Origin of the sequence: Actibacterium naphthalenivorans (genome assembly GCF_014196965.1) — a bacterium.
In the GTDB taxonomy this organism is placed as follows: Bacteria; Pseudomonadota; Alphaproteobacteria; order Rhodobacterales; family Rhodobacteraceae; genus Actibacterium_A; species Actibacterium_A naphthalenivorans.
Window position 1 is genome coordinate 473,913 of the sequence record NZ_JACIEQ010000003.1, and the last position, 23,964, is coordinate 497,876.

Genomic DNA, 23,964 nt, shown 5'->3' on the forward strand with positions numbered 1-23,964 from the left:
CGGCGCCTGCGCCAAAAAATGCGCGCCGCGATCACTGACCGCCGCGCGCTGGGTTGGGGCAGGCCCAAAGGCCACCTCAACTGTGCTTTCAGGACCGGACCGGCCCTTTAGAACTTTTTGATATAGGCCACCTGAAAACGATTACCCTCAAAGGTGTTTTCGGTGTCGATATCCACGAGATACTTCATTTTCACGATCGAGGTGTCGGGCAGATAAATGGCGACGATCGGCCCCGCCTTCAGCGAACTGACGCGTCCACGCGTCCCATCGGGGACCGCCAGCGAACCTTCGTCGTCCTCGATCTGTTTGATCATGGTGCCGGCCACGCCGAACTGGAACATGTTGTAGCGCTCGGTCAGCGCGACATCGGCAATTACATAGTCGCCGTCGCTGTACTCGAAGCCGCCAGTCGAATCCTCCCGCTTGAAATTGTGATTATACGAGGCACGCACCGAAAGTTCGGTGCCATGGAGCCAGATCGGATCGGAGCGCCAGGTCGCAGCGATGCTAGGCGACAGAACCCAGTTGTTGAAACCGGGGTTGCCGGTCTTGTCGCCGTCGAAAGCGCCGATCGGGGCGGTGAACCCAAGGCCGAAACTATAGGCGAACCCCGACGGGATCGGAACCGGGCCGGCCTCCGGGTTTGGGGGGTTGTAATGGGCTTTGGACCAGACCAGTTCGCCCGTCAGATCGAAGAGCCCGGTGTTGTCGCCCCTGATCGGCGTACCGCCTGGCCCCACCGGAAGATTGGTCACCACCAGATCGTTCGTGCCATAGCCGAAGACGAGGCTCGCACCCAGCCGCCCGCCCGCGATTTCGTCGGGGAACACATAAAGCGCGCCAAGACCGCCGACCGATACGGTCTGATCCGTGTCAGGGAAAATGGCATTGCCCCTGTCATCTGTAATCTTGTCGTTACTGGTGCGCGCAAAGGCGCCCAGAAAGTACAGGCCCGGCTCGGGGGGCAATTCGGCGGCACGGATATCGTGGTTTCCGCCCGGAGTGGTCGGCTGAAAGACTTCGGCGGCCTGCGCCGATCCAGCAAGCGCACAGCCCGCCGACGCAGCAAGCACCGAAAGTGCGATGTTCCTATAGATATTGGTCATGGTCCCTCCCTATGGCGCGCCGTGTCACGGGCGCCTTTTTGTCGTATTCATGGTGGTCTGAAGACGTTCCCCACAGATGGGAAAACGTGCCGTGGTTACGCTGACATGAGAGCGCAATGCGCCCGCAGGGCACCGGGATTGGATGTCCCGTGGCGGCGGTTCTGAAGACGCTTCGCTGTCAAGGCGCGGGTGTCAGGCTCTGCCCCTCCCCGGCAGACCCTTGTGCTCTAGGCCGTGGCTTCGCCGGGCGCGTGGGCATAGGGCACACCGTCGGAAACCTCGTCGGTATAGGCTTCTTCGGGCAGGCGCAGCCGTTTGCGCATCAGTTCGGGATGCGAAACATCGGGGTCGGGAATAATCTTGTCGCCGACCCACAGGAAACAGCGGAAGCCGAACCGGCAGATCGCTTTTGCCACCGGCGATGCGGGTTTCAGCCCCAGCCCCCGAACGGTGCCTTCGGGCAGCAGCGACATCACCAGGGTCCGCGCGGCAGGTTGCAGCGGCTTGGGGAAATAGCGCTTGCCGAATGCCTGGATCATCGTTTCGTCGATCTGATCGGCATATTTGTTTGGCGGACGACGCTCGGCCTCATAGGACTCCACAAAGTCCATGCACCCGTCAAAGCTGTCGGGAAAGCCGGTGATCGGGCCGCCGGTCTCGGCGTTGATGAACAGCGTCGCCATGCGCCGCCAGAATTCCCACGCCGCGATCTGTTCTTTCTCGGTCATGCCTTTCAGGCCGACGCGCTGCATCAGACGATGGAACAGGGTGGCCTCGTAGCACATCGTGTAAAGGTAATCCTGGTTGTGCCGGAACGAGCCAGGGTATTTTTTCGAATAGAACGTATGCAGCTTGTTCAGCGCATCGACGGATTTCCTGGTGTAGGGGTGATCGGGGCCATATTCCGACCAGATCAGGATGTGACGCCCGGTGTCGTCCATCCTGCGCTCGGCGCTTTTGAACACCTTGCCCTTGCCATCGCGCAGCACGGCGATCGCGCCGTGGTTGGGCACGACGAAGTTGGGGAAGGTGATCGAATACATCAGATCCATGAACGTGTCATTGGACCGGTAGATCACCGCAAGCTTCCAGATTTCGGCATAATCCTTGGCCGGATCAAGCGCGGCAATTTCTTTGGCAATCCACTTGCGTGGTTTGGTTCTGGCCATTGGTCGTCCTCCCTTAGACAGCTGCGCTCCTTTCTCTTGCACCCTCGGCGCGACGCAATGCGCTTTGGGTTCGGCACTTGAGAGGCCGGGAAACGACAGCATACTGTCACTTGCACTACCGCTAACGTCAGAGTGCTGTCAATATTTTTTAGTGACCTGGATCGGAAGGGTGCGACGCCGAAGCCGCTTGTTCCTATGGCTCTTTCTTGATTTCTAGCGGCGCGCGGCTTTGGGAATTGTTCACATCGACAACCTGCGAGAGCAGCCTGAGAAGCGTCTTCTGATCCTCGGGGCACAGCGGGGCAAGCAGGCGTTTCTGGACATTCGCAATCGCGTTAACCGACTTGATCAACAACGTTTCTCCGCGCTCGGTCACCCGCATGACCTTGATGCGCAGGTTATTGGGCGGGGTTGTCCGGGTGATCAGTTCCCGATCTTCCAGCCCCTTCATCACCGTCCCGATCGTCGAGCGGTCGATCGCGATCATCCGGCCGAGACTCCGCTGGTCGATATCCGGCCGGTCCCGAATTGCCAGAAGCGAGGCATATTGAACTGGTGTCAGGCCGAATTCACCGAGCTCGTCAGCGAAAACCGATGCGGAAATCTGCTGACAGCGGCGAATCAAGTGTCCCGGGGACCGGTAAATGTCCTCGATTGTCGGCGGGGTGTTCTTAACCACTGCGTCGTCCCAGAATTCCATCTTGGCCCTATCTGATTTTCGCAATTGTCTACACCAGCGCGCGCCCCTTTGCCAAGAAACAGCGCATTGAAACATCAGACCGACAGCATTCTGTCGCTTTACAAGCGTCGAATTGACAGTATGCTGTCGAATACGCGCAGCAAGAAACTCTCCGGGAGGAAACTATGAAGATTTGCCGTTTTGGCGAAAACCGTTTTGGCGTGGTCACGGCTGATGGCGTCGTGGATGTAACCGAGGTGTTCGCAGCGCTGCCTGCATCGGGATACCCCTTTCCGCGTCACGATGTGATGATCGCCGCGCTGCCCGACCTGTTGCCCAAGCTGGCAAAGTTCGTCGAGGGCGCTGATGTGATCCCGCTGGATCAGATCAAGCTGGACTTGCCAGTTGCCAACCCCGGCAAGCTTGTGGCCGCCCCGGTGAACTATGCCAAGCATCTGCAAGAGGTGCGCGATCAGGCCGAGCTGAACCATGCGAACGAGGCGCATATGCGCCAGATCAAAGATATCGGTCTGTTCCTCAAGGCCAACAGCTCGCTGATCGGGCCCGGCAAGGCGGTTGAGATTTCCCGCCCGGATCGCCGCAACGATCACGAGATCGAGCTGGCCGTGGTGATCGGCAAGACCGGCAAGAACATCAGTGCCGCCGACGCGCTGGACTATGTCGCGGCCTATACGATCGGTCTGGACATGACCGTGCGCGGCCCCGAGGATCGCAGCTTTCGCAAATCGCTGGATACCTATTCGGTGCTCGGCCCCTGGCTGGTCACGGCCGACGAGATCCCCGATCCCGCGACGCTTGGCTTTGAACTGACGGTCAACGGCGAGACCCGGCAGAAAGCCCACACCAGCGATCTGGTGCTCAGCGTACCCGAGCTGATCGAATACGCCTCGAGCTTTTACACGCTGCACCCGGGCGATGTGATTTTCACCGGCACACCCGAAGGCGTGGGCCAGGTGCACGCGGGCGACACCATGCACGCGCAAATCGATCAAATTGGCGAATTGACCGTCGAAGTGACAGGGGTCGCCTAAGCGAGAGCCGGCCCGGAGGAGCAAGAAAATGAGTGAACAGATTTCAACAGAAATTGTCATTATTGGCGGGGGGATCGGCGGTCTTGCGGCGGCCTATGCCCTGGCGCAGATCGGCAAATCGGTCTGTGTGCTGGAACAGGCGCCGGAATTTGCCGAAATCGGAGCGGGCATCCAGCTTGGGCCGAACAGCTATAAAATGTTTCAGCGACTGGGGATTGTCGATGACGTCAACGCCATCTCGGCCTTTCCCGACGATCTGCGGATGCGCGACAGCATCACCGGCGAATTCATCGCCCAGATCCCGGCCGCAGAGGATTTTCGCAAACGGTTCGGCTTCCCTTATGCGGTGATCCACCGTGCCGATCTGCACAAGACCTTTCTGAACAAATGCCTCGCATCGGCGAATGTCGATCTTCGGGTCAATTCGAAAATGACCGGGATCACGGAAACCGAAACCGGCGTGCGTGTCACGACCGAAGCCGGGCTGGTGATCGACGCCGACGCGCTGATCGGGGCCGATGGCATCTGGTCGAAAACCCGCGAGTTGATCGCCAACGACGGGCCGCCGCGCGTGTCGGGCCATATCGCCTATCGCGCGGTTCTGCCGACCGAGGACGTGCCCGAAGAGCTGCGCACCAATTCCATGTGCCTATGGGCCGGGGAAAAGGCGCACCTGGTGCAATATCCGCTGCGCGGCGGGGAATTGTATAACCTTGTCGCGGTGTTCCATTCGGACCGTTTTTCCGAAGGCTGGAACGATTTCGGCGATCCCGAAGAGCTGAAACTGCGCTTTGCCGACAAATGCCCCGAAGTGCGCACCCTGCTGGACAAGATCGAAAACTGGCGCATGTGGGTGCTCAACGACCGCGATCCGATCCGCGAGTGGGTCAAGGGACCGATGGCGCTTCTGGGCGATGCGGCGCATCCGATGCTGCAATACCTGGCGCAGGGGGCCAATATGGCCATTGAGGACGCCGTCTGTCTGGCCGACATGCTGGTCAATGAGAATGGCAATTACGAAGCCGCTTTCCTGCGGTATCGCGACGCGCGCTATCTGCGCACGACACGGGTTCAGATGACCGCGCGCCTCTATGGCGAGGTCTATCACGCCAGTGGCGCAACGCGCGACATGCGCAACGCTGAAATCAGCTCTTGGCCGATTGAAAAACACTATCTGGGAATGAGCTGGATCTATGACATCTCGCCTACGTGGCGTGATGACGGGTCGGTGGAAGCGATAGGGGAGAATATCGCGACCGCCGCGCAATAAAACGACGCATAGGCACATATCATAACGTCGCTATCAGGGAGGAGAACGGCAATGAAACGACGCGGATTTTTGCTTGGTTTCGCGCTGGCTGCCATGAGCGCAGGGGCCAGCTTTGCCCAGGAGGTGACCATTCGCTACAGCGAGTGGTTGCCGCCCACCTATTTCATCAACGAACGGGTGCTGTACCCGTATTTCGAGGAGATCGAAAAAGTGACCGAAGGCCGCGTGGTGGTCGAGGTTTCTGCTGGTCCGCTTGGACCGCCCCCACGCAACTATCAGATGGCAATGGATGGAATCGCGGATATGACCTGGGGGGTGCATGGGTTCACCCCCGGGACCTTCCCGCTGAGCGAAATGGTCGAACTGCCGTTTCATTCCACCGATGCCGCCAGCAATTCGGTCGCCTATTGGCGGGTTTTCAAAGACATTCTTGAACCCGCCAATATGCACCCCGGCGTTCATACCCTGGCGGTGCACACCCAGCCGCCGGGCCAGATGTTCAACAGTGTCCGGCCCATCAAAGACCCCAAAGATTTTGTCGGCTTGAAAATCAGATCGACCAATAGCTCCGTGGCGAGCGCCTTGGAAAATCTCGGGGCCACTCCGATCGGCATTCCAGTGACCGAAATGCGCGAAGCTCTTGAAAAGGGCATCGTGGACGGGGTCTCGCTGTCCAACGATGCGATTTACAATTTTCGGGTGTCAGAATTCGTGAAATACGAAATGGCCATTCCCGGGGGGCTTTATAACGCCAGCATGTTCCTGGTGATGAACCTGGCGACCTGGAACAAGATTTCGCCCGAAGATCAGGCCGCCATCTCGGCCATCTCAGGCGAAGCATTGGCGCGCAAGATGGGCGAGGTCTGGCAAGCCGAACACGATGCCTCGGTCCCCAAATCCATCGCCGACGGGATTGCCATCTCCGTGCCGGACGGGGCCTTGCTCGACTTTATCCATGGCGCGCTTGATCCGTTTGAGGACGCCTGGCTGGCCAAAGCCAAGGCCGCCGGAATTGACGGGGCCCAAGCCCTGGAAGCCTACCGCGCGGCATCGGTGTCGGACAAGCCATGACCATGACACAGATCTTTCCGAAAGCCGTCCGGTCCCTTGAAGGGGCCGGGCGCATCACCGCAAGTGTTTTGATGGCCATGCTGGTGGTCATCACCTTTGTCGATGTCGTCGGACTCCAGTTCGGCCACCCGATTGCCTTTGCCTTCGAATTCACCAAGGTCTGCGTGGGCGCGATGTTCTACGTCGGATTGCCACTGGTCACGTTGCGCCGCGAACATATCTGCGTGGATCTCGTGCCAATCTCGCCGGGATCGAAACTCGGGATCGGTGTCACGGCGGCTGTCGATCTGCTCTCGGCCGGGCTGATTGCCCTGGTCGCCAAACAGCTTTGGGCACAGGCGCAGACGCTGGAGATGTTCAACACGGTGATGATGTTCACCCGCTGGCCGATTGCGCCGATGGTACGCGTCATGGCGGTTTTGGCGGCACTCACGGCCATGATCTGTCTGGTTCAGGGGCTTTCGCGCGTCTTTCCCACGCGCCATCCCCGCTCAACGGGGGGCAACACATGATCGTTCTCATTGGGTTTATCTGTCTCTTTGCCCTGCTGTTGATCCGGGTGCCGATCGGCTTTGCGCTTGGTCTTGTCGGCGCGACGGGGTTCGGGTGGATCGTCGGCCTTTCACCCGCGTTGAAAAGCATCGGCACCGTCGCCTCAGACACGGTGATGAGCTATGATTTCGCCGTCATCCCGATGTTCATCCTGATGGGCAATCTCATTGCGCGCTCCGGCATCTCCGATGATCTCTACGCCGCCTCGCAGACTTGGTTCGGCGGGATGCGCCGCGGGCTTGCCATCGCCACGATTGCCTCCTGCGGCGGGTTCAGCGCGGTCTGTGGGTCAAGCCTTGCAACGGCGGCCACCATGGCGCGTGTCGCCGTGCCGCCGATGCGATCCTACCAGTATTCCGATGCCGTGGCGGCGGGATCGGTGGCGGCAGGGGGCACACTTGGCATCCTCATTCCACCCAGCATCGCGCTCGTGCTCTACGGGATCATGACCGAAAGCGACATCGGCGCGTTGTTTGCCGCCGGGGTGTTGCCCGGCCTGTTGGGAATCGTGCTCTACATGGCGGCGATCTCGGTCTGGGTACGTTTTAACCCCTCCATCGGCCCGGCGGCACAACGTGCCAGCTTTGCGGACAAACTGGCCTCGCTTCAGGGCATCATCGGTATCCTGTTGCTGTTCACCCTGGTGATGGGCGGGCTGTATCTTGGGCTGTTCACCCCGACAGAAGCCGCAGGGATCGGCTCTGCCGGAGCCCTGGTGATCGCCCTCGCCCGTGGGCGGATGAATGTCCGTAAGCTGCTGGATACGCTCTACGATTCCGCACGCACCTCGGTCGCACTTCTGACCATTCTGATCGGCGCGATCCTGTTTGCCAACTTCATGAACGTGGCGCGCCTGCCACAGGATCTGGGCGCCTGGGTGATGGATATGAACCTGTCGCCGATGATGGTGATCAGCATGATCGTTCTGATCTACGTGGTTCTGGGATGTTTCCTTGAATCGATCTCGATGATGCTTCTGACCGTGCCGATCTTTTACCCGATCGTCGCCTCGCTTGGCTTCGATCTGGTGTGGTTCGGGATCGTGGTCATCGTCGTGATCGAAATCTCGATGATCACGCCGCCGGTGGGCATGAACATCTTTGTTCTGCGCAGCGTGTTGCCGGACATTCCCACCGCGACGATCTTTCGCGGCGTCTTGCCGTTTATCGCGGCGGATGTGATCCGCGCCGCGCTTTTGATCGCCTTTCCGATCATCGCACTATGGCTGCCAAATCTGATGCACTAGCGCCCGAAGAGGAGAGCGGGCGCCCAACCCTAGGGAGGAGAGAAAATGACCCAAAGAAGTTTTCCGCTGAACGCCTGGTATGTCGCGGCATGGAACTATGAGGTGAAAAAGGGCGCAATGCTCGCGCGTACGATCTGTGAAAAACCATTGGTGTTCTATCGCAAGGCCGATGGCACCGCCGTGGTGATGGATGATGCCTGCTGGCACCGGCTTGCCCCCCTGTCCAAAGGGCGGCTTGCGGGCGATAACGTGGTGTGCCCCTATCACGGGTTGGTCTATGAACCCGGCGGGCGCTGTGTGCATATGCCCTCGCAGGAGACCATCAACCCGTCTGCGGCGGTGCGGACATACCCGCTGGTCGAGCGCCACCGCTATCTTTGGATCTGGATGGGCGATCCGGCGCTGGCCGATGTGGATCTGGTGCCCGATCTGCACTGGAACGACGATCCGGAGTGGACCGGCGACGGCACTTTGATCGAGCTGAAGGCGAATTACCTGCTGGGCATCGACAACCTGATGGACCTGACGCACGAGACCTTCGTGCATGACGGTTCCATCGGCAATGATGCGGTGGCCGAGGCGCCGTTCAGCGTGACCCATGGTGAACGGTCGGCCCGGGTGACGCGCTGGATCCTGAACCAGGACCCGCCGCCTTTCTGGGGCGCGCAGCTTGGGGTGCCGGGGCCGGTGGACCGCTGGCAGATCATCAATTTTCTGGCGCCCAGCAGTGTGGCGCTGGATGTCGGGGTGGCCGTGGCCGGCACCGGTGCGCCCGGAGGCAATCGGTCGCAGGGGGTGAATGGCTATATCGTCAACTCAATCACCCCCGCGACGGAGACCACGTCGCATTACTTCTGGTCCGCCAACCGCAATTTCAAGCTGGGCGATATGAGCCTGACCACGGCGTGGCGCAATGCCGTGGCCGGGATTTTCAAACAGGACGAAGACATTCTCGAACTGCAACAGGAGGCCATCGCCCGCAATCCCGACAAGGAGTTCTATGACCTCAACATCGATGCGGGCGGCATGTGGGCGCGGCGCAAGGTGAGCGAGATGATCGACGCGGAAACGGCGGGTCTGCGCCGTGTCGGCTAAGCCCATAGGGGGAAGGGCCCCAAGCGCGGAAAGGAGTGAAACATGCAAGCGACACAGCTGAACACCACCGCCACCGTGGTCGAAACGCGTGAGATCGCAAAGGGCATCCGCTTGCTGCGCTTTGCGATCGCCGGAGACCCGATTTCGGTCGAGGCGGGCGCGCATGTGACCTTTGCCCTGCCCCATGACGGGCAGTTGATCCACCGGTCCTATTCCGTGGTCGATGACGGGCAGGGGCCTGACATGTTGACGGTCGCGGTGAAACTGGAACCCGCCAGCAAGGGTGGTTCCGCCGCCATGTGGCGCCTTTCGGTGGGGGATCAAATCCAGCTTACGGGCAACGACAACTCCATGCCCGTGAGCTACGGCGCACAGACATATGTCGTGGTGGCGGGCGGGATCGGCATCACGCCGATGACCGGGGTGGCCCGAACACTGCGCAAAACCGGCAAGTCGGTCACGATGCACTATTGTGCCCGCGCGCCGGAGGAGGCCGCCTTTGTCGATCTGATGCAGGACCTGTTGGGCGATGACCTGACACTGCATTACGCCAGCGCGGGGGCGACGCTCGATACCAAGGCACTGGTCGCGGCTTTGGACAGGGCGACCATCCTCTACATGTGTGGCCCGATGGGCCTGACCGAGGCGATCAAATCCGCCTGGGCCGAACACGGGTTGCCGCCGCAGAACCTGCGCTATGAGACCTTTGGCAACTCGGGCACCCGGCCCACGCGGCCGTTCACCGTGCATGTCGAGGAAAGCGACCGCACCGTCGAAGTGGGGGAGGGTCAGACCCTGCTCGATGCGCTGCTGGAGAGCGGACACCAAGTGCTCAGCGATTGCCGCAAAGGCGAATGCGGGCTGTGCAAGGTCGTGGTGCACGCGGCGGATGCCGAGATCGACCACCGCGATGTGTTTCTCAGCGACCGGGAACGCGCGGCGGCCGACTGTCTTTGCAGCTGCGTGTCGCGGCTTCCCGGCGGGCACATGTCCATCCGGATCGACGGTATTCCCCATGGCCGATCCGATTAACATCACAAGACACAAAAAAGGAGCAAACCAATGACAACGGCAGAATTTCCAAAAGACCGTCAGGCGTTTTATGACAAGCTGACCCCCGGTTCGCTGGCCCCTTTGTGGGAGCGCCTGAAAGGGCTGGTGCCGCCAGAGCCGCGCAACAAGACTCGGCCCTATGTCTGGCCCTACACCGAGGTGCGGCCTCTGTTGCTGGAGGCGGGCGATCTTCTGACCGCCGAAGAAGCCGAGCGCCGCGTGTTGGTGTTCGAAAACCCCGCCTTCGAGGGCACATCCCGGATCAACTCGACGCTTTATGCGGGGATGCAGCTGATCCTGCCCGGCGAAACCGCCCCGGCGCATAAACACGCCGCCGGTGCGTTGCGTTTCGTGCTGGAAAGCAACGGCGGCTATACCACCGTGGATGGCGAGCGCAGCGAAATGCATCGTGGTGACGTGGTGATCACGCCGGGCGGCACCTTCCACGACCACGGCCATGACGGCGAAGGCCCCGTCATCTGGGTCGATGCGCTGGACGTGCCGCTGGTGAACTTCTTTGAGTGCGGGTTCTCCGAAGAACTGCCCGACGCGCAGCAGGAAATCACCAAGAAGAATGGCCATTCGACGGCGGAATTCGGTTCGGGCATGTTGCCGATGGACCCGATTTCACCGTTCGGCGCCAACTCGCCGGTGTTTGCCTACCCCTATGATCGCGCGCGCAATGCGCTGTTCGCGCTCAAGGAGTCGGTGCGTCCCGACCCTTATTTCGGCTATGCGCTGCGCTATGCCAACCCGCTGGACGGCGGTTGGGTGATGCCGATGATCGCGGCCTGGCTGGCCTACCTTCCCGAAGGCTTCTCGACCGCGCCCTACCGAGCCACCGACAATCAGGCGATGGTGGTGTCCGAAGGGCATGTCAGCATCGAGATCAATGGCGAGACCTTCGATCTCGGGCCGAATGACGTGATCGCGCTGCCGGGCTGGACCTGGCGCACGATGCGTGCCAGCGACGATGCGGTCATGTTCTTCTTCTCCGATCGCAGCGCGCAGGAAAAGCTGGGCCTGTGGAAGGAAGAGCGCGGCAACGCGGGCTGATCCGATCGGGCAAGGGGGCGGTTCTGGCCGCCCTTTCACGCCCGGCCTGAAACAAAAAGACCCGGACGATCCAGTGATCGTCCGGGTCTTTTCATGCCGTGGAGCGGTGGCTTTAGAACGGCAATTGATGCGGTACGCGCTGGGTCGAGATCCAGCGCTGCTTGGTGAAGGCCTGAATGGCGCCTTTCGGCCCCCATTTGCCGCCGCCACCCGACGCGCCGAACCCGCTGAACGGGCAGTGGGGTTCGTCATGCACGGTGGAATCGTTCACATGCACCATGCCCGCGTTGATCCGTTCCGCGATCATTTCGCCCATGGCGATGTCAGAGGTCACGACCGAGGCCGACAGCCCGTAAGGCGTGTCATTGGCCATGTCGATGGCGTCCTGCACCGATTCCGCACGCACCACGATGGTGGCCGGGCCAAAGATTTCCTCGTTCCAGACGCGCATTTCGGGGGTGACATCCGTCAGGATCGTCGCCTCGAAGAACGGGGCCTGAGCCGCGCCGCCGCTTTGCACCTTGGCGCCTTGTTCCTGGGCTTCGGCGATCAGGGCCGTGATGCGCTGCAACTGGCGGTCGTTGATGATCGGACCGATGACGCAGGTTTGTTCCTGCGGATTGGTCGGCACGAAGTTTTTAGTCTTGGCGACGAACTTCTCAAGGAAGGCGTCATAGATCTTGTCCGCGACGATGATCTTGTCGGCGGACATGCAGATCTGACCCTGGTGCATGAAGGCGCCGAAAAACGCGAGATCCACAGCCCGGTCGAGATCCGCGTCTTCCAGCACGAGGATCGGGTTCTTGCCACCCAGTTCCAGCATGATCGGTTTGAACGCCTGCGCACAGGCGGTGTTGAGGATCTTGCCCACGTGGGTCGAGCCGGTAAAGCTCAGCACATTGACGCGCTTGTCATTGACAAAGCTGTCGCCGACCATGGCCGCGCCGTCGCGCCCGGTGGTCACGACGTTGAAAACCCCCGCCGGGAAGCCCGCGTCCGCGAACAGCTCGGCCATCATCAGACCGCCGGAGACCGGCGAATCCTCGGAGGGTTTCAGGATCGCCGTATTGCCCAATGCCAGGGCATAGACGAACCCGCGCAGCGACAGGTACAGCGGGAAGTTCCAGGGCGAGATCACGCCCACAACGCCCGCAGGCGCGCGCACGGCGCGGTTGACCTTGCCGGGCACTTGCGACGGCAGGATTTCCCCGATTTCACGCGTGGTCAGACCTGCCGCTTCGCGCAGGGCCAGCGGCACCAGCGAACATTCGAACATGGCCTTGCCAAAGCCGGAGCCGGTCTCGGCGATCAGGACCTGTACGAACTGTTCCTGACGCTCAGTGAACAATTCGGCGGCCTTGTAAAAGAACGAGGCGCGCGCCGCGGGCGGCAGGGCCGCCCATGCGGGCTGGGCGGCTTTCGCGGCCGCAATCGCTGCGTCGACATCAGCCTGGGACGCATCCGCGCATTGCGCGAACAGATCCCCGGTGGTCGGGTTGTGATCGTCAAAGGTGGTATCGCCGGCCGCAGGCGTCCATTCGCCATTGATGAACAGCTTGCGCGCCTCGCTGGGTGCAGCGTTGTCTTTGCTGGTTTCTAGCCAATCAAACATAAAGTTCCCCCCATTTTTAGCATCAAGAGAGAATAAGTATCCCGCAGGGAAGAGGGTAGTCACAAGACTCTCAATTTCTTGTATGATATTTTCAAATTCCATCGCGGGCAGGTCGCGCTCGGGTGGTTTGTAGCCGTATCGTCGGGGCTGCTTCCAGTGGTTCGTGACGGGGGGTTACTGCCAGGCCCCGGGGCGCCGCCCTTTGTTTTTCGCGTACGCGCGTTATATTGTTGGCGGTTGATGCACCGCCTCATACCCCCTGTCCTGGTTGAGGTTGCGCATCACCCCGGACCGCCAAGGAGCGCCGTCATGGCCGCAGAAAAGCTTGTTGAATACCGAAGTGTACAGCATTCAGCCCAGAGCGAAGCCTCTGTCTATCTGACCACGGACACCGCGCATGTGGACCTTCGATTCGACAATCCCCTGATCTGTTGCATGCGGGCAGGACGCAAGATCATGCGCGTCAACGAGTCCGAGCCGTTCGATTTTCTGCCGGGCGAGACGCTGTTCGTCAACGCCTCGATGGCGATGAGCATCGTCTTTCCGGAGGCGGCGCCGGACCGGCCTGCGGAATGCATGGTCATCGAGTTTGACAGGGTCGAGCTTGACCGGATCGTCACGCGGATCAACGCCTCGCTTCGCGCCAAGGGTCATGAAGAGCGGATGGAACTTGACTGGTCGAATTTCGCGCATCTGCGCCAGGCCAGGGAAGTTCAGGCGCAAATGGACCGCATAATGCACCTTTATGAAACCGAAACCGGGGCGCTGCGCGAGGTTCTGATTGAATCCGCGCATTGCGAACTGGTGTTGCGTCTGTTGCAGGCCCAAGAAGCGGATCTTCTGAAAAAGCGTCGCAGAAACATGGCCGACACCGGCCTGAATGCCGTGGTCGAGGCCATCGTGCAACACCCCGAGGCACGCTTTACATCCGAAGAACTGGCCCGCGTTGCCCGCATGAGCGAGGCCAGCCTGTTCCGGCACTTCAAGGCCCGCTACGGCAAGACCCCGGCCAAATTCGCCACCGCGCACCGCATGTCACGCGCGCGCGAACTGCTGGCGGACCGGTCGATCAAGGATGTGGCGCATGCGCTGGGATTTACCGATGTCGGCCATTTTTCCCGCGTCTTCCACGAGACCATCGGCGAAACCCCAAGCGTGGTGCAGCGCCGCAACCGAAGCGGTCGCAAGCTTCATTGATCCCGTCTGCCGGCAATCGGCCGCCCCGCGCCCCCCCGGCGAAAAGCGTCCTCTTGCGGGCCTCGTGATCGGGCTTTCATGCGAGACCGGACAGATGGCCCCCGGCCTGAAGGTGCAGATGGCCCCCGGCCTGAAGGTATTGCCTGAGACCCATCCGGTATTGGACTAAACCTGGGCTCTTTGACACTTTCGCTGTGTGATAGACCTCAGAATTGGACCGGCGCCTTGACTACCATCGACCGCATTCAAGCAACGATCGCCGACATTCCCACCATCCGCGGGCATGTTCTTTCGATGACGACAATGATGTGCCAGTCCATCGTTCTGGTGAAGGTATTCTTTTCGGACGGCTCCGTTGGGCTGGGCGAAGGCACGACCATCGGCGGCATGACCTATTGCCCGGAAAGCCCCGAAAGCATCAAGCTGGCCATCGACGCCTATCTGGCCCCCGCCCTTGTGGGGCAGGATGCGGACAGGATCGCGGCGGCCTCGTTGCTGATGGCGAAGACGGTGCAGGGCAACACAATCGCGCGCTGCGCCATTGAAACCGCGCTTTGGGATGGCCTGGCAAGGCGCCTGAACGTGTCCGTGGCGCAGCTGTTCGGCGGCGCGGTGCACAGCAGCCTGCCCGTCGCCTGGACCCTTGCCAGCGGCAATTCGCAGACCGACGCCGAGGAAGCGTTGGAGATGCTGGAAATCCGGCGGCACAATGTCTTCAAGCTGAAGATCGGCAAGCGCGCGGTGCGTGACGATGTGGCCCATGTGGCGGGCATCAAGAAGGCGGTGGGTGACAGGGCCAGCATCCGGGTGGATGTCAATCAGGCCTGGGGCATCACCGACGCGCGCTGGGGTCTTGCCGGGCTTCAGGAGATCGGCGTCGATCTGGTCGAACAGCCGATCCCGCGCGGGTATACCGCCGCGCTCAAAGAGCTGACCTCTTCCTACGAGATTGCGGTGATGGCCGATGAATCGCTTCAGGGCCCCGAGGATGCGGCCCAGGTCGCGGCGCAGCGTTCGGCGGATGTCTTTGCCATCAAGATCGCACAATCCGGCGGGCTTGCGCCGGCGCGCGACGTGATCACCATCGCCCATACGGCAGGCATCGACACCTATGGCGGCACCATGCTTGAGGCCGGCGTCGGGACGGCCGCGGCGCTTCAGCTTTTTTCGACGATCCCGAAGATGCGTTGGGGCACCGAACTTTTCGGTCCGCTGTTGCTGCGCGACGAAATTCTGGCCGAGCCGCTTCAATACGGGGACTTCTCGGTCACAGTGCCCGCCGGACCCGGACTCGGAGTCGATCTTGATGAGGACAAGGTCGCTTTTTACAGCCGGGATCGGGCACGATCGGTGGCCCTGGCCGCGGGGAGCTAAGAACAAAACACCGATGTTTTGAGGAAAACAGCGCCGCCCTGCGGCACACTATGGCTTATGGCTTGCGAGGAGGAAAACCATGTTTACCCAGCCAGGACTTGATGAACTGAGCCGTCGTCTGGACGGTATGGTCGAAAAAGACCCGGAAAACGGCGTGTTCCGTGCCAAGCGCGACATGTTCAGCGATGAAGAGCTGTTCGAGCTTGAGATGAAGCATATTTTCGAAGGGAACTGGATCTATCTGGCGCATGAAAGCCAGATCCCCAACCCGAACGATTACTTCACCACCTATATGGGCCGTCAGCCGATCGTGATCACCCGCGACAAGACCGGCGAACTGCACGCGTTCATCAACGCCTGTAGCCACCGGGGCGCGATGCTCTGCCGGTTCAAGCGACAGAACAAATCCACCTTCACCTGCCCGTTCCACGGCTGGACCTTTGGCAACACCGGCAAGCTTTTGAAGGTCAAGGACCCCAAGGGCGCGGGCTATCCCGAGCAGTTCAACAAGGACGGCAGCCACGATCTGAAACGTGTGGCGCGGTTCGAAAGCTATCGCGGCTTCCTTTTCGGCAGCCTCAGCGAGGATGTGCAAAGCCTTACCGATTATCTGGGCGAAGCCACGAAGATGATCGACATGGTCTGCGACCAGTCCGACGACGGGCTTGAGGTTCTGCGCGGCTCGTCCAGCTATACCTATAATGGCAACTGGAAGCTTCAGGCCGAAAACGGCGCCGATGGCTATCACGTGTCGGCGGTGCACTGGAACTATGTGGCCACCACATCGCGTCGCGGCGAGGAAAAAGAAGACAACATCAAGGCGGTGGATGCCTCGAAATGGGCCAAGCAGAAGGGCGGGTATTACGCCTTTGAAAACGGCCATATCATGCTGTGGACGACCTGGGCCGACCCGACCAACCGCCCGCTTTACCCGCGCCGCGACGAATTGGTCGAACGGTTTGGCGAGGCCAAGGCGGATTGGATGATCGGCTATCTGCGCAACCTGTGTCTGTACCCGAACCTGTTCCTGATGGATCAGTTCAGCTCGCAGCTGCGCGTGTTCCGCCCGATCTCGGTCGACAAGACCGAAGTGACGATCTATTGCATCGCACCCAAAGGCGAAGACCAGGACGCGCGCACCAAGCGCATTCGCCAATACGAGGATTTCTTCAACGCCTCGGGCATGGCCACGCCGGACGATCTGGAAGAATTCCGCGCCTGCCAACTGGGCTATGAAGGTCGCGCCGCCGAATGGAACGACCTGAGCCGCGGGGCGACCCAATGGATCGACGGGCCGGACGAAGAGGCCAAATCCATCGGGCTCGCGCCGGTTTCCTCGGGCGCGCGCACCGAAGATGAGGGCCTGTTCGTCATTCAGCACAATCACTGGGTCGAACGCATGAACGACGCGATCGCGGAAGAGCGTGAAAACGTGGCGCCGATGCGCCTGGCGGGGGAGTAAGACAGATGCCGATGACAAACACTGCCGTTTCGGCCGCCGCCGCTTTGGATATCGACGAGATCCGCGCCTTTCTTTATGCCGAGGCGCGCGCGCTTGACGATCGCGACTGGGATACATGGCTGGCCTTCTATCACGAAGACGCGCCGTTCTGGATGCCCGCCTGGGATGATTTCGACACGCCGACCGAAGACCCGGCCAACGAAATGTCGCTGATCTATTATCAGGACAAATCGGGGATCGAGGACCGGGTGTTCCGCATCAAGACGGACCGCTCCTCGGCGACCAGCCTGCCCGAGCCGCGCACATCGCACAACATCAGCAATGTCGAAGTGGTGTCGCGCGACGGGACCGAAGTGAAGATCCGCTTCAACTGGTTCACGCTGAACTATCGCTACAACACCACCGATACGTATTTCGGCACCTCGTTCTACACGATCGATACCGCATCGGGACAGCCGCTGATCATGGATAAAAAGGTCTTGTTGAAAAACGACCTGATCCACCACGTGATCGACGTCTACCACATCTGATCCAAAATCTACGGGGACGGCGCGCCATCCGACTGGCGCGCCGAGGGAAGAGATATGAGCTATAAAATTGCACTGAACTTCGAAGACGGGGTCACCCGCATCATCGATTGCGACGAAGACGAACTGGTCACGGACGCCGCCTTTCGTCAGCGGATCAACGTGCCGATGGATTGCCGCGACGGGGTCTGCGGCACCTGCAAATGCTTCTGCGAGGAAGGTTCCTACGAGCTGGAATTCTACCACGAAGACGCGATGACCGAGGAAGAAGAAGCAGAAGGCTATGTTCTGACCTGCCAGATGACCCCGGAATCCGATTGCGTGATCCGGGTGCCGGCCTCGTCGCTGGCCTGCAAGACCGGCGCGGAAAAAGTGCCGGCCACGGTCACGGCGGTCGAAACCCTGTCGGACACGTCTTTCCGGCTTGAGGTCACCCCCGCCAAACAGGTTGCGTTCCTGCCGGGGCAATATGTGAACATCGAGGTTCCGGGCACCGGCCAGCATCGCTCCTATTCATTTTCCTCGCATCCCGATGCCGCCACGGGCAGCTTTCTGATCCGCAACCTGCCGGGCGGGATGATGAGCACCTATCTGGCCGAGCGCGCCAAAGCCGGTGACACGCTGGAGCTGACCGGGCCGATGGGCACCTTCTATCTGCGCCCCGCCGAACGCCCCCTGCTGTTTCTTGCGGGCGGCACCGGGCTTGCGCCGTTCCTGTCGATGCTGGAACTTCTGGCCGACAAGCCGACCGAACACCCGATCCGACTGTTCTATGCGGTGACACGCGACGCCGATCTGGTCGAACTGGACCGGATCACCGCGCTGGCGGCAAAAATGCCGAACCTGACCGTGGAAACCGTTGTGGCGGATGCCGACAGCGACCACGCCAAGAAGGGCTTTGTCACCGATCACCTGACGGCGGAGGATTTCAACGGCGGCGATGTCGATGTGTACCTGTGCGGCCCGCCCCCGATGGTGGATGCGGTGCGCGGCCATATGGCCGATCTGGGCGTGACCCCGGCGCATTTCCATTTCGAAAAGTTCAACCCCTCCGAAGCCGAAGCGGACGCCGCCTGATGGCCCGGTTCACCGACAAGATCGTCGTCGTCACCGGCGCGGCCCAGGGCATCGGCCGCCGCGTGGCCGAACGCGTCGCGGACGAAGGCGGCAAGCTGGCGCTGATCGACCGTTCGGATTTGGCCGATGAGGTCGCCGCCGGGATCCGCGCCAAAGGGGGCGAAGCGATCTTTATCGCCGCCGATCTGGAACAATGGGACGGCGCGCAAAAGGCAATGACCGAAGCGGTCGAGGCCTATGGCCGGATCGACATCCTGATCAACAACGTGGGCGGCACGATCTGGACCAAACCCTTTGAACATTACGCGCCCGAGGAAATTCAGGCCGAGGTCCAGCGCTCGCTGTTTCCGACGCTCTGGTGCTGCCGTGCGGCCCTGCCGACGATGCTGGAACGCGAAAGCGGCGTGATCGTCAACGTGTCCTCGATCGCCACCCGCAGCCTGAACCGTGTGCCCTATGCCGCGGCCAAGGGCGGGGTAAACGCGATCACCGCCTCGCTTGCGTGGGAAGTGGCCGAGCGCGGCGTGCGCGTCGTGGCCAGCGCACCGGGCGGGACCGAAGCCCCCGCGCGGGCGATCCCGCGCCATCCGGGCGAACAGGATGCGCAGGAACAGGCTTGGTATCAGCAGATCATCGACCAGACGGTCCAGTCCAGCCTGATGAAACGCTACGGCACACTGGATGAGCAGGCAGGCGCGATCCTGTTTCTGGCATCCGACGACGCCTCCTACATCACCGGCCTGACACTGCCGGTCGGAGGAGGCGATCTGGGATAACGACAACCGGGCCAGGGAGAGGCCCGGGCAATTCACAGGGAGGAGAAATCAACATGAAAACGACACTCAAGACGGCCCTGGCCGGGCTTGCCACCTGTCTGGCGTTCACGCCCGCACTGGCCGAAGACATCAAGGTCGGGCTTTTGCTGCCCTATTCGGGCGTCTATGCCAGCCTTGGCCAGGACATCGACGACGGGTTTGCGCTCGCGCTTGAAACCTATGGCGCCGAGACCGGCGCAACCTTTGACCTGATCCGCGAGGACACCGAGGTCAGCCCGCCGGTGGGCCTTGCCAAGACCCGCAAGCTGGTGCTGCAGGACAAGGTCGATGTCATGGCGGGCATCGTGTCTTCGGGCGTTCTGGGCGCGGTGCGCGACATGGTGCACGGCTCGAAGGTGCCGCTGATCGTGGCCAATGCGGGCAATGACGAGGCCACCGGCGAAAGCTGTAGCCCCTATGTCGTGCGCCTGTCCTTTTCGAATGGTCAGGTGAACCGCCCCATGGGCCAGTGGATGTTCGATCAGGGCATCACCAAGGTCTATACGCTGGCCCCCGACTATGCCGCAGGCCACCAGATGATCGACGCGTTCGCAGAGGCCTTTACCGCCGCGGGCGGCGAGATCGTCGGACAGGAATACACACCCTTCCGCAAGACACAGGATTTCGGCCCCTACCTGACCAAGGCACAGGCCAGCGGCGCCGAGGCCGTCTTTGTGTTCTATGCGGGCGGCGAAGCGATTTCCTTCGTCAAACAGTATGACAGCTTTGGGCTGAAAACCGATCTGCCGCTTTACGGGTCCGGGTTCCTGACCTCGTCGCTTTATGTGAATGCCCAGGGTCCGGCGGCCGAAGGCGTGATTACGGCGCTGCACTATGTGCCCACCATTGACTCGGTGGAGAACAAGGATTTCGTGGCCGCCTTCACCGAAAAGACCGGGCGCATCCCGTCGGAATACGCGGTTCACGGCTATGATTCCGCGCGCGCGCTGATCGAGGCCACCAAAACCGGCGCATCCGACCGCGAGACGATCGCCGCCGCCCTCGGCAAGGTCAGCTTTACCGGCCCGCGTGGTCCGCTCAGCATCGACCCCGCGACCAACAACCTGATCCAGCTGATCTATGTCTACGAGACCGTGGCCGGCGAAACCGGGCTGACCCAGAAGGTTCTGGCAACGCTTCCCGCGCAGCAGGACCCGGTCAACGGCTGCGTGCTGAAGTAGGGACACATCCGGCTGCCCGACCCTGGGCAGCCGGGCTTTTGGGGGGAATGAGAAAATGACCAGCGATCCGGGGTTTTGGATTTTGCAGGGGCTCAATGCCCTGCAGCTTTCCATGCTGTTGTTTCTGTTGTCGGTGGGGCTGACCGTGATTTTCGGCCTGATGCATTTCGTCAACCTCGCCCATGGCGCGCTCTATGCACTCGGGGCCTATGTGGCGGCAAGCGTTGCGGCGGCGGTCGGCTACTGGCCGGCCCTGATCGCGGCGCCGCTGGCGGTCGCTCTGGTCGGGGTCGTGCTGTATGGCGGCCTGATCAAGCGGATGCGCAAGGCGGGCCCGATGTCGCAGGTTCTGGTGACCTTCGGGCTGATCTTTGCCATGCTCGATCTGACGCGGATCATCTGGGGCGATTTCGCCCTTGGGATTGACGTGCCGCAGATCCTGTCGGGGCGCGCCGCGTTTCTGGGCATAGAATACCCGATCTACCGGCTGTTCATCATCGCGCTTGGGGGGCTGGCCTTTGTCGCGCTGACACTGGTTCTGTCGCGCACCCAGATCGGGGCAATGATCCGCGCCGGTGTGGACAATGACGAAATGGCGGCCTGTCTGGGGATCAACGTCGAAAAGCTGTTCTTCATCGTCTTTTGCGTGGGCTGCGGGCTTGCGGGGCTGGCCGGGGCGATTGCCGCGCCGCTTTTGTCGGTGACCCCGGATATGGGCCTGCAAATCCTGATCCCCACCCTGATCGTGATCGTGATCGGCGGGCTGGGCAGCCTGCAGGGCGCCATCGCCGGGTCGCTGATCTATGGGTTCGTGCAGACCTTCGGCGCGGTCCTCGCGCCACAGCTGGCCTCGGTTCTCATCTACGCGCTGCTGGCCGCCGTGCTGGTGATCAAACCGGCCGGGCTGTTCCCGGCGAAAGGATAAGCAATGTTCAGACACACACCTTTGCGGATCGCGACGCTTGTGCTGCTGGGCGCGGCGGCCATCCTTTACGGCCTGAACGCCGAATATTTCGGCCTTGAGATCCTGACCGAGATTGCGATCCTTGCCATTCTGGTGATCGCGCTGGACATGGTGGCCGGGTTCGGCGGCATGGTCTCGCTGTTTCACGGGGCGCTGATGGGGATCGGGGCCTATGGCTTTACCCTTCTGGCAACCAAGGCGGGGGTTGCGCCCCTGCCCGCGATGATCGGGGCCATGGCGCTTGGCGGGGTTGTCGGCTGGATCGTGGGCGCGATCTGCGCGCGGACCCATGGCATCTATTTCATCATGGCGACGCTGGCCTTTGGGCAGATGGCCTATTCCTATATCTTTGAATCGTCGTTTTTCGGCGGCGATGACGGGCTGTCGGGCGCGCCCCGGCTGGACCTGTCGGGGCTGGGCATCGACCTGAACGACTCGCGCGGGTTTGCGTTCTTCGCGCTGGCGCTGCTGCTGGCGGCCTATCTGGCGGCGGTGGCGATCCTGCGCTCGGGGCTGGGGCGCAGCGTCACCGGCATCCTGCACAGCGAACAGCGGATGCGCGCGCTGGGGCTGAACGTCTGGCGTGTCAAGGCGGCGATCTTTGGCCTTTCGGGCGTGCTGGCGGGGCTGGCCGGGACGCTGGCGGCACAACATATCATGTATGTCTCGCCCGGCCTTCTGGCCTGGACCGTCTCGGGCGAAGCGCTGGTCGTGGTGATCCTTGGTGGGCTGGGCACCCTTGTGGGCCCCGTCGTGGGCGCGGCGTTCTTTGTCCTGCTCAAGCACGAGGTTAGCGCCCACACCACCCACTGGCATCTGGTCGTCGGCGTGATCCTGATCGCCGTGGTGATGAGCCGCGCCAACGGGATCTTCGGCTGGCTCGAAGCCCGCGTCGCCCGCTGGCAGGGCCGCACCCATGCCGCAAAGACCGGCAATCTGGCACTGGAGGGCGACAGCGATGCTTGAGACCAGAAACCTCGATAAACGCTTTGGCGCCATCCATGTGACCCGCGATGTGTCGCTCAAGCTTGAAAAAGGTGAACGGCGAGTGATCCTTGGCCCCAACGGCGCGGGCAAGACCACGCTGTTCAACCAGCTTGTCGGTGAACTGAGCTCGGACAGCGGATCGATCCATCTGGACGGCGAGGATGTGACCGGGCTCAGCGTGGCCAAACGGGCGCGGCGCGGGCTGTCGCGCAGCTATCAGAAGAACACGCTGTTCGACGGGCTGACGATTGCCGAAAACCTGGGGCTGGCCGCATCGGTGGCCCAGGGCCACGCCACCTCTTTGCTGCGCGACAGCCTGTCCCGGTCCGAGGTGCGCGAAACCGTGGCCGAGGTGGCCGCGCAGGTGGATCTTGCGCCGGTTCTGGATGCGCTTGTCAGCGAAGTGTCTTACGGCATACGCCGCCAGCTTGAGGTGGGCGTGGCATTGGCCACCCGGCCCAAGGTGATCCTGATGGACGAACCCACCTCGGGGGTCGGCCCCGAGATGGCGCATGGGTTTCACAAGATGCTCAACGATCTGCCGCGCGATCTGACGCTGCTGATCATCGAGCATGACATGGATCTGGCCTTTGATGTCGCCGACACGATCACGGTGCTGAACTATGGCGAGGTGGTGTTTGACGGCCTTCCCGAAGCCGCGCGCAACAGTGCGATGTTGAAGGAAATCTATCTGGGGAGCTGGGAAGATGCTTGAAGTGCAATCTGTTGACTCCGGCTATGGCGAAACGCAGGTGCTTTATGGCCTGTCCTTTCAGGCCGAACCGGGGCGGGTGCTGGCGGTGCTGGGCCGCAATGGCGCGGGCAAAAGCACCACGCTGAAAACCATCATGGGGCTGCTGCCGTTGAACGGGGGCGATGTAAGCTTTGACGGGACGCCCCTGAACGATCTGCCCCCCTATGAGATCGCCAAGCTGGGCATCGCCTATGTGCCCGAAACGCGCGATATCTTTCCCTCGCTCAGCGTGCGCGAAAATCTCGAGCTGGCCTCCAAACGCTTCGCCGACGCGAACGGCAGCGGCGCGGCCTGGACGATTGACCGGGTGGTCGATCTGTTCCCCCGTCTGGCCGAGCGCATGTCGAACGGTGGCACCCAGCTTTCGGGCGGCGAGCAACAGATGCTGGCCATCGGGCGGGCGCTGCTGATGAACCCGCGTCTGCTGATCCTGGACGAACCCACCGAAGGTCTGGCGCCGATCATCGTCAAGTTGATCCACGACAAGCTGGCCGAGCTGAAAGCCGAGGGCCTGTCGATGGTTCTGGTCGAACAGAATTTCGGCTTCGCGACCAGCCTTGCCGATGACGTGGTCGTGGTCAGCAAGGGGCGCGTGGTCTGGCAGGGCGACGCGGCGGGCATCCGGGCGGATGAAGAGGCCCAGCACCGCTGGCTTGGGGTCTAGG

Annotated in this window: 23 protein-coding genes; 19 read left to right on the forward strand and 4 right to left on the reverse strand. The window is 61.5% G+C overall.

What is annotated here, in order from left to right; translation table 11 throughout:
- Window positions 1-107: 107 nt before the first annotated feature.
- From GGR17_RS13615 to GGR17_RS13625, 3 genes are all read right to left on the reverse strand, one after another.
- Complete coding sequence (locus tag GGR17_RS13615) at window positions 108-1,106, reverse strand: SphA family protein (RefSeq protein ID WP_054540049.1); 999 nt, start codon at window positions 1,104-1,106, stop codon at window positions 108-110.
- Between the two features lie 227 nt (window positions 1,107-1,333).
- Window positions 1,334-2,275, reverse strand: coding sequence for an oxygenase MpaB family protein (locus GGR17_RS13620; protein WP_054540050.1), 942 nt, complete (start codon window positions 2,273-2,275; stop codon window positions 1,334-1,336).
- Between the two features lie 193 nt (window positions 2,276-2,468).
- A complete protein-coding gene (locus tag GGR17_RS13625; protein ID WP_054540051.1) occupies window positions 2,469-2,975 on the reverse strand; it encodes a MarR family winged helix-turn-helix transcriptional regulator in 507 nt (168 codons plus the stop codon).
- Window positions 2,976-3,139: 164 nt separating this feature from the next.
- Between GGR17_RS13625 and GGR17_RS13630 the strand changes: the two genes are divergently transcribed.
- From GGR17_RS13630 to GGR17_RS13665, 8 genes are read left to right on the forward strand one after another with little or no spacing between them, the layout of a single operon-like run.
- Entirely contained in the window at window positions 3,140-4,006 is an 867-nt protein-coding gene (locus tag GGR17_RS13630; RefSeq protein WP_054540052.1) for a fumarylacetoacetate hydrolase family protein, read from the forward strand.
- Between the two features lie 28 nt (window positions 4,007-4,034).
- The gene (locus GGR17_RS13635) at window positions 4,035-5,276 is read left to right on the forward strand and encodes a 3-hydroxybenzoate 6-monooxygenase (protein WP_054540053.1); all 1,242 of its coding nucleotides are present in this window, start codon (window positions 4,035-4,037) and stop codon (window positions 5,274-5,276) included.
- 51 nt (window positions 5,277-5,327) lie between these two features.
- Window positions 5,328-6,347: a TRAP transporter substrate-binding protein gene (locus tag GGR17_RS13640; protein WP_054540054.1), complete on the forward strand. Its 1,020-nt coding sequence runs from the start codon at window positions 5,328-5,330 to the stop codon at window positions 6,345-6,347.
- The gene (locus tag GGR17_RS13645; protein ID WP_082386694.1) at window positions 6,344-6,859 is read left to right on the forward strand and encodes a TRAP transporter small permease; all 516 of its coding nucleotides are present in this window, start codon (window positions 6,344-6,346) and stop codon (window positions 6,857-6,859) included. The genes GGR17_RS13640 and GGR17_RS13645 overlap by 4 nt, the downstream gene beginning before the upstream one ends.
- On the forward strand, window positions 6,856-8,145 hold the full coding sequence (locus tag GGR17_RS13650) for a TRAP transporter large permease (protein ID WP_054540056.1): 1,290 nt from the start codon (window positions 6,856-6,858) through the stop codon (window positions 8,143-8,145). The genes GGR17_RS13645 and GGR17_RS13650 overlap by 4 nt, the downstream gene beginning before the upstream one ends.
- Window positions 8,146-8,190: 45 nt before the next feature.
- A complete protein-coding gene (locus tag GGR17_RS13655) occupies window positions 8,191-9,240 on the forward strand; it encodes an aromatic ring-hydroxylating dioxygenase subunit alpha (protein WP_054540057.1) in 1,050 nt (349 codons plus the stop codon).
- A 42-nt stretch (window positions 9,241-9,282) separates the two neighbouring features.
- Window positions 9,283-10,272: a PDR/VanB family oxidoreductase gene (locus GGR17_RS13660; protein ID WP_054540058.1), complete on the forward strand. Its 990-nt coding sequence runs from the start codon at window positions 9,283-9,285 to the stop codon at window positions 10,270-10,272.
- Between the two features lie 30 nt (window positions 10,273-10,302).
- A complete protein-coding gene (locus GGR17_RS13665; RefSeq protein WP_054540059.1) occupies window positions 10,303-11,349 on the forward strand; it encodes a cupin domain-containing protein in 1,047 nt (348 codons plus the stop codon).
- 112 nt (window positions 11,350-11,461) lie between these two features.
- On the opposite strand, the gene GGR17_RS13670 is transcribed toward GGR17_RS13665, so the two are convergent.
- Complete coding sequence (locus tag GGR17_RS13670; RefSeq protein ID WP_054540060.1) at window positions 11,462-12,961, reverse strand: aldehyde dehydrogenase family protein; 1,500 nt, start codon at window positions 12,959-12,961, stop codon at window positions 11,462-11,464.
- A gap of 309 nt (window positions 12,962-13,270) precedes the next feature.
- Here GGR17_RS13670 and GGR17_RS13675 point away from each other — a divergent pair, with 309 nt between their 5' ends.
- The 11 genes from GGR17_RS13675 (at window position 13,271) to GGR17_RS13725 (ending at window position 23,963) form a co-directional block, all read left to right on the forward strand.
- Window positions 13,271-14,158, forward strand: a complete 888-nt coding sequence (locus GGR17_RS13675) for a helix-turn-helix domain-containing protein (RefSeq protein ID WP_054540061.1) — start codon at window positions 13,271-13,273, stop codon at window positions 14,156-14,158.
- Between the two features lie 225 nt (window positions 14,159-14,383).
- The gene (locus GGR17_RS13680; RefSeq protein WP_082386695.1) at window positions 14,384-15,532 is read left to right on the forward strand and encodes a muconate cycloisomerase family protein; all 1,149 of its coding nucleotides are present in this window, start codon (window positions 14,384-14,386) and stop codon (window positions 15,530-15,532) included.
- A 79-nt stretch (window positions 15,533-15,611) separates the two neighbouring features.
- Window positions 15,612-16,994, forward strand: a complete 1,383-nt coding sequence (gene benA, locus GGR17_RS13685) for a benzoate 1,2-dioxygenase large subunit (protein ID WP_183314785.1) — start codon at window positions 15,612-15,614, stop codon at window positions 16,992-16,994.
- Between the two features lie 11 nt (window positions 16,995-17,005).
- A complete protein-coding gene (gene benB, locus GGR17_RS13690; protein ID WP_054540062.1) occupies window positions 17,006-17,524 on the forward strand; it encodes a benzoate 1,2-dioxygenase small subunit in 519 nt (172 codons plus the stop codon).
- Window positions 17,525-17,578: 54 nt separating this feature from the next.
- Window positions 17,579-18,598, forward strand: coding sequence for a benzoate 1,2-dioxygenase electron transfer component BenC (benC, locus tag GGR17_RS13695; RefSeq protein WP_054540063.1), 1,020 nt, complete (start codon window positions 17,579-17,581; stop codon window positions 18,596-18,598).
- Window positions 18,598-19,374, forward strand: coding sequence for a benzoate diol dehydrogenase BenD (gene benD, locus GGR17_RS13700; protein ID WP_054540064.1), 777 nt, complete (start codon window positions 18,598-18,600; stop codon window positions 19,372-19,374). The genes benC and benD overlap by 1 nt, the downstream gene beginning before the upstream one ends.
- 53 nt (window positions 19,375-19,427) lie before the next feature.
- Entirely contained in the window at window positions 19,428-20,594 is a 1,167-nt protein-coding gene (locus GGR17_RS13705) for an ABC transporter substrate-binding protein (RefSeq protein WP_054540065.1), read from the forward strand.
- A gap of 55 nt (window positions 20,595-20,649) precedes the next feature.
- Window positions 20,650-21,519 carry a branched-chain amino acid ABC transporter permease gene (locus GGR17_RS13710; protein ID WP_054540066.1) on the forward strand — a complete coding sequence of 290 codons (870 nt, stop codon included), beginning with the start codon at window positions 20,650-20,652 and terminating at the stop codon, window positions 21,517-21,519.
- Window positions 21,520-21,522: 3 nt separating this feature from the next.
- Window positions 21,523-22,524 (forward strand): branched-chain amino acid ABC transporter permease, encoded by a 1,002-nt coding sequence (locus GGR17_RS13715; RefSeq protein WP_054540067.1) that lies wholly within the window; start codon window positions 21,523-21,525, stop codon window positions 22,522-22,524.
- Window positions 22,517-23,260 (forward strand): ABC transporter ATP-binding protein, encoded by a 744-nt coding sequence (locus GGR17_RS13720; protein WP_054540068.1) that lies wholly within the window; start codon window positions 22,517-22,519, stop codon window positions 23,258-23,260. Before GGR17_RS13715 ends, GGR17_RS13720 begins: the two co-directional genes overlap by 8 nt.
- Entirely contained in the window at window positions 23,253-23,963 is a 711-nt protein-coding gene (locus GGR17_RS13725) for an ABC transporter ATP-binding protein (RefSeq protein ID WP_054540069.1), read from the forward strand. Before GGR17_RS13720 ends, GGR17_RS13725 begins: the two co-directional genes overlap by 8 nt.
- Window position 23,964 lies beyond the last annotated feature (1 nt).

Bases quoted from the DNA above. Each gene is read 5' to 3' on its own strand.
- GGR17_RS13615 (WP_054540049.1), bottom strand. From the start codon at position 1,106: ATGACCAATATCTATAGGAACATCGCACTTTCGGTGCTTGCTGCGTCG.
- GGR17_RS13620 (WP_054540050.1), bottom strand. From the start codon at position 2,275: ATGGCCAGAACCAAACCACGCAAGTGGATTGCCAAAGAAATTGCCGCG.
- GGR17_RS13625 (WP_054540051.1), bottom strand. From the start codon at position 2,975: ATGGAATTCTGGGACGACGCAGTGGTTAAGAACACCCCGCCGACAATC.
- GGR17_RS13630 (WP_054540052.1), top strand. From the start codon at position 3,140: ATGAAGATTTGCCGTTTTGGCGAAAACCGTTTTGGCGTGGTCACGGCT.
- GGR17_RS13635 (WP_054540053.1), top strand. From the start codon at position 4,035: ATGAGTGAACAGATTTCAACAGAAATTGTCATTATTGGCGGGGGGATC.
- GGR17_RS13640 (WP_054540054.1), top strand. From the start codon at position 5,328: ATGAAACGACGCGGATTTTTGCTTGGTTTCGCGCTGGCTGCCATGAGC.
- GGR17_RS13645 (WP_082386694.1), top strand. From the start codon at position 6,344: ATGACCATGACACAGATCTTTCCGAAAGCCGTCCGGTCCCTTGAAGGG.
- GGR17_RS13650 (WP_054540056.1), top strand. From the start codon at position 6,856: ATGATCGTTCTCATTGGGTTTATCTGTCTCTTTGCCCTGCTGTTGATC.
- GGR17_RS13655 (WP_054540057.1), top strand. From the start codon at position 8,191: ATGACCCAAAGAAGTTTTCCGCTGAACGCCTGGTATGTCGCGGCATGG.
- GGR17_RS13660 (WP_054540058.1), top strand. From the start codon at position 9,283: ATGCAAGCGACACAGCTGAACACCACCGCCACCGTGGTCGAAACGCGT.
- GGR17_RS13665 (WP_054540059.1), top strand. From the start codon at position 10,303: ATGACAACGGCAGAATTTCCAAAAGACCGTCAGGCGTTTTATGACAAG.
- GGR17_RS13670 (WP_054540060.1), bottom strand. From the start codon at position 12,961: ATGTTTGATTGGCTAGAAACCAGCAAAGACAACGCTGCACCCAGCGAG.
- GGR17_RS13675 (WP_054540061.1), top strand. From the start codon at position 13,271: ATGGCCGCAGAAAAGCTTGTTGAATACCGAAGTGTACAGCATTCAGCC.
- benA (WP_183314785.1), top strand. From the start codon at position 15,612: ATGTTTACCCAGCCAGGACTTGATGAACTGAGCCGTCGTCTGGACGGT.
- benB (WP_054540062.1), top strand. From the start codon at position 17,006: ATGACAAACACTGCCGTTTCGGCCGCCGCCGCTTTGGATATCGACGAG.
- benC (WP_054540063.1), top strand. From the start codon at position 17,579: ATGAGCTATAAAATTGCACTGAACTTCGAAGACGGGGTCACCCGCATC.
- benD (WP_054540064.1), top strand. From the start codon at position 18,598: ATGGCCCGGTTCACCGACAAGATCGTCGTCGTCACCGGCGCGGCCCAG.
- GGR17_RS13705 (WP_054540065.1), top strand. From the start codon at position 19,428: ATGAAAACGACACTCAAGACGGCCCTGGCCGGGCTTGCCACCTGTCTG.
- GGR17_RS13710 (WP_054540066.1), top strand. From the start codon at position 20,650: ATGACCAGCGATCCGGGGTTTTGGATTTTGCAGGGGCTCAATGCCCTG.
- GGR17_RS13715 (WP_054540067.1), top strand. From the start codon at position 21,523: ATGTTCAGACACACACCTTTGCGGATCGCGACGCTTGTGCTGCTGGGC.
- GGR17_RS13720 (WP_054540068.1), top strand. From the start codon at position 22,517: ATGCTTGAGACCAGAAACCTCGATAAACGCTTTGGCGCCATCCATGTG.
- GGR17_RS13725 (WP_054540069.1), top strand. From the start codon at position 23,253: ATGCTTGAAGTGCAATCTGTTGACTCCGGCTATGGCGAAACGCAGGTG.